This is a genomic window from Actinomyces sp. MRS3W (assembly GCF_032465695.1).
In the GTDB taxonomy this organism is placed as follows: Bacteria; Actinomycetota; Actinomycetes; order Actinomycetales; family Actinomycetaceae; genus Actinomyces.
The window spans coordinates 1-2,757 of record NZ_JAWDJJ010000305.1; the positions used below are offsets into that span (position 1 = coordinate 1).

Below are 2,757 nucleotides of genomic sequence, written 5' to 3' on the forward strand. Positions count from 1 at the left end.
GTGCGGTCTCCGTGGCCCCCTTCGCCTGGCTCGCCAACAAGTACGACGACGATCTGGCGATGATCTGGATCGACTCACACCCCGACGTCGACACCCCCGACACCGGCTACGACGGCTACCACGCCATGGCGGTGACGGCGTTGGTGGGCAAGGGTGACGCCGAGGTACTGGCGCATCTGCCCGCCCACTTCGACCCGGCCCGCGTGGCCTGGGCTGGACTGCACGAATGGGAGCCCGACTGCGCTCCCCACGTCACCGGCTGGGGCGTCACCGCCTTCGGCCCGGATGATCTGCGGGAAAACAGCGACGCTCTCCTCGACTGGTTCAAGGGCACCGGCGCCTCCAGACTCGCCATCCACTTCGACGTCGACACCATCGACGCCCGGGAGGTGGCCTTCGGCCTCGGGCGCGTCCCCGGCGGCCTGAGCGCGGGCGAGGTGCATCGCCTCATCACCGACCTGGGTCGGGCGGCCGACGTCGTCGGGCTCACCGTGGCCGAGTTCTACCCACGCGAACTGCTCGCCCTCGGAGCCGTCCTCGCTGGCCTGCCGCTGGTCTCCGGCGCGGAGTGACGCATCCGACGACGGCGCTTCGGGAGTGCACAGCCGGCACACAGCGCGGGGTTCTACTCTGAGCGCATGGTCTTCGCGTCCGCGGCGGTTGCCGCTTCCCCTCGAGCGCTTGGTGCCCTCACCGCCGGGCTGACCGGCGGTTCCCTTGTCGCTGCGGATTCCGACGCCGCGACCGACTCGGCGACGTCGTCGGCAACCGAGGAGGCTGTCGAGACCGCCGAGGCGGTGGTTGAAGCGACCACCGACGTGCTGGCCCTGGCGTGGCGGGCCGGGCTGGGTGCGATCATCGGCATCGCGCTGGTGTTCGTCCTCGTCGTCGTCCTGCGCACCATGGGACGGCGCCGCGTCATGTACGCCGAGCTCATCCGCTTCTGCCGCACCCCCATGTACGTCATGGCCGCCCTCGTCGGCGCCTTCCTCGGCGGGCAGATCGCCTTCTTCGACTTGTCGCAGCCGGACTGGGCGCACTTCGTGCTCCACGCCCTGCTCATCGGCATCATCCTGTCCGCCACCTGGGTGGTGGTGGGGGCAGCCAAGGCCGTGGAGTCCTCGATCGTGCTTGGTGTACGGGCGCGGGGCGACATCGGACGCACTAAGCGCATCACCACCCAGGCGCAGGTGCTGCGGCGCGTCGCCGAGGTCATCATCGTCATCGTCGGGCTTGTTGGGGTGGCCATGACCTTCCCCTCGGCGCGTGTGGCCATGGCCTCCCTGTTGGCCTCCGCGGGCCTCGTCTCTGTCGTCGCCGGTCTCGCCGCCCAGTCGACCCTGGGCAACCTCTTCGCGGGCATCCAGCTGGCCACCACCGACGCCATCCGCGTCGACGACGTCGTCGTGGTCAATGACGAGCAGGGCTTCATTGAGGAGATCACCCTGAGCTACGTGGTGGTGAGGGTATGGGACGGGCGCCGGCTCATCTTCCCCTCCACCTACTTCACCCAGAACCCCTTCGCCAACTGGACGCGGCGCGGCAGCCAGCTCACCGGCACCTTCACCATCGACCTGGACTGGCGCGTCCCCGTGGCCGCGCTGCGCGCCGAGGTGGACCGGATCGTTTCCGCCTCGACCGTGTGGGACGGCCGGGTCGCGTCTGTCGACGTCACCGACACCTCCGGCTCCACGGTGACCGTGCGGGTGGCGGTGTCCGGCGCCAACAACGCGGACGTGTGGACCCTGCAGTGCCAGCTGCGCGAGGAGCTCGTGGCCTGGTTGCAGCGCGAGGCGCCCTACGCCCTGCCGCGCACCCGGGTTGAGGTCGACCACGTCGAGGTCGCCGAGGATCCGACACCGGAGAAGGTGGCCCGTCTGGCCGAGGAGCTCGTCACGCTGCAGCAGCCCGACGGCGGGGATGCGGGGGAGGCGACGGCGGTGCAACGCACCGTCGCCGACGACCCGATCGAGGCCGCCCGCGTGCGCGCCGCGGCCAAGGGACGGGCGAAGCTGCGCCGCGCCCGGCGGGACAAGGTACGCCGGCGCCGCATCCTCGCCCGCGAGGCGGCGGGCGAGGAGAAGCAGACGACCGACGTCGCACATGCCCCGAGCTCCGCCCGATCCTTATCCGACACCGGGCAGGCGACCGGCGTCATCTCCACGCAGGAGCAACAGCACTATCTGGGCATCGGCAAAAGCAGCACCGACGCGGACGAGGACTGACGCCGTCGGCCCCGCTCCCAATCCACTTCTGGCCGCCAGTTCGCGATGAGCACGACGGCGCACGCTTGGCTATGCAGCTCCGACGGACCACGATGAGGCCATGAGCACCTCCGACCGCCCGGACGCCGGCCCCCGCCTCGACCCCGCCGCCATCGTCCGCACCGACGCCCAATGGCGCGCCACGCTCAGCCCGCTCGAATACCACGTGCTGCGTGAGGCCGGCACCGAGCGGCCCTTCACCGGCGCTCTCCTGGATGAGCACCGCGAGGGGATCTACCGCTGCCGCGGCTGCGGCGCCGAGTTGTTCCGCTCCACCACCAAGTTCGACTCCCACTGCGGCTGGCCCTCCTTCTACGACCCCAGCAACACCGACGCCGTCGTGCTCTCCACCGACACTTCCCACGGCATGGTGCGCACCGAGGTGCGCTGCGCCGTCTGCAACAGCCACCTCGGACACGTCTTTGACGACGCCCCCACCACCCCCACCGGTCAGCGCTACTGCATGAACTCCGTGAGCCTCACCTTCGAGGCC

3 protein-coding genes are annotated in these 2,757 nt (G+C 70.4%); all 3 read left to right on the forward strand.

The features are described 5' to 3' along the window. Positions 1 to 572 (forward strand): arginase family protein (locus tag RWX45_RS11590; RefSeq protein ID WP_316023874.1); only part of this gene is annotated, 572 nt, incomplete at its 5' end. A 66-nt stretch (positions 573 to 638) separates the two neighbouring features. After that, positions 639 to 2,225: a mechanosensitive ion channel family protein gene (locus RWX45_RS11595; RefSeq protein ID WP_316023875.1), complete on the forward strand. Its 1,587-nt coding sequence runs from the start codon at positions 639 to 641 to the stop codon at positions 2,223 to 2,225. 100 nt (positions 2,226 to 2,325) lie between these two features. Beyond that, positions 2,326 to 2,757, forward strand: a 432-nt coding sequence (gene msrB / locus RWX45_RS11600; protein ID WP_316023876.1) for a peptide-methionine (R)-S-oxide reductase MsrB, incomplete at its 3' end; no start/stop codon positions are given.

Excerpts from the sequence above, each read along its gene's own strand:
- RWX45_RS11595 (WP_316023875.1), top strand. The coding sequence starts at position 639 with ATGGTCTTCGCGTCCGCGGCGGTTGCCGCTTCCCCTCGAGCGCTTGGT.